Source organism: Streptomyces thermovulgaris (genome assembly GCF_002155915.1).
Lineage (GTDB): Bacteria > Actinomycetota > Actinomycetes > Streptomycetales > Streptomycetaceae > Streptomyces > Streptomyces thermovulgaris.
Window position 1 is genome coordinate 1 of record NZ_MUME01000533.1, and the last position, 1,619, is coordinate 1,619.

Sequence of the window (1,619 nt, forward strand, 5' to 3'; positions counted from 1 at the left end):
CACTTCGCCGCCGAGTCGCACGTCGACCGGTCGATCACCGGCGCCGCGCCCTTCGTCTCCACCAATGTGCTCGGCACCCAGGTGCTGCTGGACGCGGCCCGCCGGCACGGCGTGGCACGCTTCGTGCACATCTCGACCGACGAGGTGTACGGCTCGATCGACGAGGGCGCCTGGACGGAGTCCCAGCCGCTCGCCCCCTCCTCGCCCTACTCCGCGTCCAAGGCCGGCGCCGACCTGCTGGCCCTGGCCTACCACCGGACCCACGGCATGGACGTCGTGGTCACCCGCTGCTCCAACAACTACGGCCCGTACCAGTACCCGGAGAAGCTGATCCCGCTGTTCGTCACCCGCCTCCTCGAGGGCGGACGCGTCCCGCTGTACGGCGACGGCGGCAACGTGCGCGAGTGGCTGCACGTCGAGGACCACTGCCGGGGGGTGGAGCTGGTCCTGCGCAAGGGACGGCCCGGCGAGATCTACCACATCGGCGGCGGAACGGAGCTGACCAACCGTGAGCTGGTGGACCGGCTGCTCGCCGCCTGCGGGGCCGACTGGAGCAGGGTCGACCACGTCGCCGATCGCAAGGGGCACGACCGCCGGTACGCCCTGTGCGGTGACAAGATCCGGGAGGAGCTGGGATTCGTGCCGCGGATCGACTTCGAGACGGGGCTGGCGCAGACGGTGGCCTGGTACGCGGAGCACCGGGAGTGGTGGTCACGGCACGCCGACCGGTGACGGGACGCACGGACCGGTGACGGGACGCGCGGACCGCGGCCGGCACGGGTGCCCCTTGTCCCGCCGCCGCCCGATGTGTTCTTGTGGTGCCCGCCGTGCGGGCGGCCGAGGCGGCCGGGCGGGAAGACGACGGAGCGAAAGGCGACGGGATGACGGGGGAGGCCGAAGACCGGTGATCGAGGAGCTGCTCCCGGACCCGGTGGTGGCCGTGGAGGCGTACGGCGACGAGGAGACCGACCGTGCCCCGCTGTATCCCGAGGAGCGGGCGCTGGTGGCGCGGGCGGTCGACAAACGCCGGCGCGAGTTCACCGGTGTGCGCGCCTGCGCCCGCCGCGCCATGGAGAAGCTCGGTGTGCCGCCGCAGCCCGTCCTGCCCGGTGAGCGAGGCGCTCCGCGCTGGCCGGACGGGCTGGCCGGCAGCATGACCCACTGCCACGGCTACCGTGCCGCGGCCCTGGCCCGCACCGGCGACCTGGCCTCCCTCGGCATCGACGCCGAACCCCACGCCCCGCTGCCGGAGGGCGTGCTGCCCACCGTCGCCCTCACCGCCGAGCAGCGGCGTCTGGCCGACCTGGCCGTGCTGCACCCGGACGTGCACTGGGACCGGCTGCTCTTCAGTGCGAAGGAGTCCGTCTACAAGGCGTGGTTCCCGCTCACCGGCGCGTGGCTGGACTTCCTGGAGGCAAAGATCGAGATCCGCACCGCCCCGGACACCTCCCGGCGCGGCGGCTTCCGGGCCCGGCTCCTGGTGCCGGGCCCGCTGGTCGGCGGCCGGCGTCTCGACTGCTTCGAGGGGCGCTGGACCGTCGGGCGGGGTCTGGTGGTCACCGCGGTGACGGTCCCGCAGCCCTGACCGGGCGGCACGTCCGCCCGGTCAGGGCTGCGGG

2 protein-coding genes are annotated in these 1,619 nt (G+C 73.8%); both read left to right on the plus strand.

Annotated elements, in window-relative coordinates; genetic code table 11:
- Positions 1–732, plus strand: a 732-nt coding sequence (locus CCN35_RS27115; RefSeq protein ID WP_107501111.1) for a dTDP-glucose 4,6-dehydratase, incomplete at its 5' end; no start/stop codon positions are given.
- A gap of 172 nt (positions 733–904) precedes the next feature.
- On the plus strand, positions 905–1,585 hold the full coding sequence (locus tag CCN35_RS27120; RefSeq protein WP_067397002.1) for a 4'-phosphopantetheinyl transferase family protein: 681 nt from the start codon (positions 905–907) through the stop codon (positions 1,583–1,585).
- Positions 1,586–1,619 lie beyond the last annotated feature (34 nt).